Source organism: Bacillus sp. JJ1503, assembly GCF_036965125.1.
Taxonomy (GTDB): Bacteria; Bacillota; Bacilli; order Bacillales; family Cytobacillaceae; genus Cytobacillus.
In genome coordinates this window covers 1-5,047 of sequence record NZ_JBALOZ010000423.1, presented here as the reverse complement: position 1 = coordinate 5,047, position 5,047 = coordinate 1, and the positions used below count along the sequence as shown (strand labels likewise).

Here is a 5,047-nt window from a genome sequence, read left to right as displayed (position 1 = left end):
ATGAGCATAATCACTAAATACATATCGATAGCAAATAATATAAGGGCAACGGCAATCATCCACATTGGCCAATTAAATATTATGGTAAGAGCAATAACCCCTCCAGCTAGCAATAATGAAAAAAACGAATGAATTGCACCGGAAATCCTCCAGACTGTTAATCCTCTTTCGGATATCCTTCTTTGCGGTTCTAAAACCATATGGTACCTCCTAAACTTAGAGCTAAGTATCATTACGTTAATAGTACTAAATAGGATTCAAAATCTAAAATTATCTAACTTGAAATGAATAACTTCCTCATTTGTCGAACACTTGTTCTTTGCCTCTGATTAAACATTCTTTATAATGGGAAATATGGTATTGGACAAAATTTTAGGAGTGAAATTTATGAAAGGTCAAGCTACACCCTATTTATTTTTCAACGGAAATGCAAGGGAAGCACTTGAATATTATAAAGAAGTATTCGAAGGTGAGATTTTAAATTTACAAACCTTTGGCGATGCGGATTACCCAACTCCGCCAGATGCAGACAACCGAATCATGCATGCACAATTTAAAAAAGATGATTTATTCTTTATGGCTTCCGATTCCTTTTCAGATGGCGATGTTCAAATTGGCAATCAGATTTCGTTAGTTCTTGAGTTCGATTCAGAAGATGAAATCCAAAAGGTTTATGACCGCTTAAGTAATAAAGGTTCAGTTTTAATGGAGCTTCAAGATACTTTTTGGGGAGCGAAATATGCAAAAGTGAAGGATGCTTATGGAATCGCGTGGGATTTAAACATGACAAAAGCTTAATCCTTAAAAAAGAAGAAGAGAGCATTGCTCTCTTCTAACTTAACGGTAATTATTAAAATTGCTTCGATTGCTGCCATTATTGCTGTAGCGTTTTCCTGAAGATCCTTGGCGAGATCTTACTGGCGCGCTCTGTCTTCCTCTTTGGCCTCCGTAAGATTTGCTGCGATCGTCTTGTCTGCGCTCCCTTTTTGCAGGCATTGGCTTTTCTTCCGTTAACTTAACAGGAGTTGTGTCAGGTTCCTTCGTCAGCATTTTTAGTACGGCCTGAACAATAATCGTTGCATCCTGCTGCTCTAGTAATTCTTCTGCTGCCTGCTTATAGTATTGAAGATTGTTCGATTCCACCGATTGCAGAATACGCTCTACAACCGCTTTTTGCTGTCCTTCAAGAGCCTCATCTAATGTTGGCGGCTTCATTTTTTCTATTTTTCTTTTTGTTGTTCTTTCAACGACCTGCAAGTAAGACTTTTCTCTTGGCGTAATAAAGGTCATTGCCACTCCCGACTTCCCTGCACGTCCTGTACGTCCAATTCGGTGTACATAGCTTTCAGGGTCCTGCGGAATATCAAAGTTATATACATGAGTAACTCCAGAGATGTCCAATCCGCGGGCTGCTACATCAGTCGCAACAAGAACATCAATTGAGCCCTCTTTAAATTTCCTTAGAACTGAAATGCGTTTCGCCTGGCTTAAGTCCCCGTGAATGCCTTCCGCGTTATAGCCTCTTAGGTTTAATGCTTCTGCAAGCTCATCAACACGGCGTTTTGTCCGTCCGAACACGATAGCGAGCTCTGGCGATTGAATATCCAGAAGTCTTGTCAAAATATCAAATTTGCTTCTTTCCTGTACTTCCAGATAGTATTGTTCAATTAAAGGAACTGTTACCTCTTTTGTCTTCACACGTACAATCTGCGGGTCCTTCATAAACCGTTCAGCCATTCTTTGAATTGGAGGCGGCATCGTTGCTGAGAACAACAACGTTTGGCGCTCCTCCGGAATTTGAGCAAGAATCGCTTCAATGTCCTCAATAAAGCCCATATTCAACATTTCATCTGCCTCATCTAGAATAGCAGTTTGAACATTTTCAAGATGCAATGTTTTCCGGTTAATATGATCCAATATTCGGCCAGGAGTTCCCACAATTATATGTGGACGGTTTTTCAAAGCGCGGATTTGACGGTTAATATCTTGACCGCCATAAATGGCTAATACTTTCGTTCTTTTTCCATAGCCGATTTTATATAATTCTTCAGATACTTGAATTGCTAGCTCGCGTGTAGGAGCAATAATAATTCCTTGGATGACATCTTTTTCATAATCTATTTTATCAATCATCGGTATTCCAAACGCTGCCGTTTTTCCTGTACCCGTTTGTGCTTGTCCGATTAAATCTTTATTTTCTAAGCTTAACGGGATCGTTTGCGCTTGAATTGGTGTAGCTTCTTCAAATCCCATTCGCTTCAGGGATTTCATCGTTGCAGGGCTAATTCCCAGATCTTGAAACTTTGTCACTGTTTTCTCTCCTTCTAAAAAAAACTAATCTAATTTCTGTATATATTCACATTCAATTAATCCTACTTGAAAGTGAAAAAAGACATTCTCCAATAGGAGTATGTCCAGGTTTCATGAGAAGTTCCTTTTGGCACTTTGTTGATAATTTTATCATTTTATAAAGGTGTTTGCAATGAATGCAGAAAAGAGAACCCTTTTTAAGCAGGTTCTCTCTTCAATAGAAAGTGATAAATTTCGGAAAAAAGATTTTCTCTTTCCTCACAATGGCAAATGAGATGTTTTGACTCTTTAAGATAAATGAGCTTCTTCGCCGAGGTCCCAATCCTGTGGTATAAATATTGTGCACTCTTTGGCGGAACAACACCATCACACTCCCCTTGGGCGATAAGGGTTGGGATTTCAATCTTTCCTAAAATCGGTCTGATTGCAGCAACAAGTCTTCGAAATTGGAGCGTAGCCGTAATAGGAGTAGCTAATATTTTTCTTTTATATCTCATAAACATTTCATTTTCTGTTAATCGACCGCGAAAAGCGTCTTTTGCCATCTCACCAATATCTAAGAGCAGCTGCTTAGGATTTACATAATAGGCCGCTGCACTAAGTAACACGAGCTTTGTCACAGGATAGTGGACAGCTAAGTAACTCGCAATCAGACCGCCCATTGAAAAGCCAATGACATACACAGTTTCACACTTCTCAATAAGCTGCTGCAATGCCTGTTCAGCATGTTCGATCCAATTTTTATATTCAATCCCTTTTAAGCTTAACGTATCTCCATGCCCTGGAAGTGTCGGAACTGCAATTTCCCAATTGGTCCGTTTCTTTAAATAGGATACAAGCGGCTCTACTTCAAAAGGTGCTCCCGTAAAGCCATGAATACATAAACATCCAATCACAAAAATCACCACCAGCCAAAATGTAGATAATCATATTTTACACCTATTTCTCGGAGCCATGCTGATTTTTGCTTTGGCAAATATTAATGAAATAAAAGCAAGCCTTACGCACTTGCACAAAGGTTTACAATAAAATCCTATTTTAGCTGTTAAACTTATCAGCTAATTCATGATTCATTCCACTCAATTGTTCAGCCATTTTGGCAATTTCTTGTGAAGCAATCGAAATATCAGCAAACGCCTTTTTGAATTCGTTCACATAATCACTGAAATGACCGATTCTTTTGTCTGTCAATTGTACACTGTCAACGGATTTTTCTAAAATCTTAATAATATTGTCGCTAGCATCCCTGAACATATGTATTTCTCCCACAATATATTGAAAGCTATTTTCAAATTTTTCAATCGTTATCTGTGTCGCTTTAATTTGTCCTTGGATGTGATCAAGAGCGTCTTCTGTTTGATGAGCCAACTTCCTTACTTCCTGTGCTACAATTGAAAATCCTTTTCCATGTACTCCTGCTCGGGCCGCTTCAATTGCCGCATTTAATGAAAGTATATTCGTTTGGTTAGATATCCCCCGGATTGAATTAACTATCTGTCCGATTTGTGCTGAACTTTCACTGAGCTCCTTGGCTAGCGCTTTCGTTGTATCAATTAATTCGACAACTCGATCAACTTTAGATAAGGCATTTGATGCATCTTGCTTGCCTTCCTCTACATGTGTAATCATGTGCTTAGAGGAAACTTGAATCTCAAGTATTTCTTCACGCATTTGCTCCACAACAATTTCCTTATCAGCAATGGTGGATGTTGTTTCTTCAACACTTGCCGCCAAAGTTGCAGAGGAATCTTTTAAGCTGGCTTGAAACTCTCCAATTTCACCCAGCTTCATCATCGATGAAGTATACGATTCTATATAGGTTTCTATTGCTATCTGCATGTCAAAGGAACAGAGCCGCTGAAATGAAGAATAGTATGTAAATACCTTTTCACTTGAATGGATTTCCTTCATTAACACAGAAAGGATTTCGTTTTGAAGTAGTGTGTAAGCACCTAAATACCATTGTGGAAATAAGCCTATCCGGTTATGAACACGGCCAATACTCTTCCGCCGGTTCACATATTTTTCTCCAATTTCCCCTGAGACCATATCAAGTAAATACTGTACAAACGCTTGTTTTAAACGGTCAATTGATGAATGCTGTTGGATAATGTCAAACAAATTAGGCATTGCTTGTACTTTCAAATAAAAGTTATCAACTATATCCTCAGCATTTTTTTCAATAATAGGACGAATCTGTACAAGATTCTCAATATCCGTGTCTGACAATCCTATAAATAATAGTTGAGAATATTCTTTACTGTTTTTTAATTCATCAATAGTGCTGCTAACAAAACTATTTTTGTTAAATGATACCTCTTGATCCTCTGCTTGTTCTATATTCCTTCTTTTTAAAAAACGCAGAGCTCCTTTTTCATTTGCTATTAAAGACTTGAATGGAATACCAATCAATTCATGTTCCCCCTATAGATGAAATTATCCGAAACATATTTGGAAAGTTGTACTGATGAATAAGACTTTAATAAAATATACCAGGAGAGACACCCTGTTATTTCATCGGTAATTCATTAGTTAAGCTTAATAATTATAATGTAAAAAACCTGAAACAGCGTTTATATTTTGTAAAGGTTATATTAAGATTATTAGCTATGTTAAACTTGATTTGTTGATTTCTTGAACCATTCACCTTCTTCATTTGTATAAGAGATAAAAGTGAAGTAAAGGGGAGTTTCATATGGGGAAGGAATTTATCGTTTCTTTTATTGTATCTGGAATT

4 protein-coding genes and 1 pseudogene are annotated in these 5,047 nt (G+C 37.6%); 1 reads left to right on the top strand and 4 read right to left on the bottom strand.

Annotated features, from left to right (window positions below):
- Positions 1 to 200 (bottom strand): annotated as a pseudogene (locus tag V7149_RS24315) (PH domain-containing protein); the annotation flags it as partial.
- A 187-nt stretch (positions 201 to 387) separates the two neighbouring features.
- Here V7149_RS24315 and V7149_RS24310 point away from each other — a divergent pair.
- A complete protein-coding gene (locus V7149_RS24310; RefSeq protein WP_335348145.1) occupies positions 388 to 798 on the top strand; it encodes a VOC family protein in 411 nt (136 codons plus the stop codon).
- Between the two features lie 39 nt (positions 799 to 837).
- Here the strand turns inward: V7149_RS24310 and V7149_RS24305 are convergent, their stop codons facing one another.
- From V7149_RS24305 to V7149_RS24295, 3 genes are all read right to left on the bottom strand, one after another.
- Positions 838 to 2,310, bottom strand: a complete 1,473-nt coding sequence (locus V7149_RS24305) for a DEAD/DEAH box helicase (RefSeq protein WP_335348144.1) — start codon at positions 2,308 to 2,310, stop codon at positions 838 to 840.
- Between the two features lie 197 nt (positions 2,311 to 2,507).
- On the bottom strand, positions 2,508 to 3,206 hold the full coding sequence (locus V7149_RS24300; RefSeq protein WP_335348143.1) for an alpha/beta hydrolase: 699 nt from the start codon (positions 3,204 to 3,206) through the stop codon (positions 2,508 to 2,510).
- Between the two features lie 142 nt (positions 3,207 to 3,348).
- Positions 3,349 to 4,722, bottom strand: coding sequence for a globin-coupled sensor protein (locus V7149_RS24295; RefSeq protein ID WP_335348142.1), 1,374 nt, complete (start codon positions 4,720 to 4,722; stop codon positions 3,349 to 3,351).
- Positions 4,723 to 5,047: the final 325 nt, after the last annotated feature.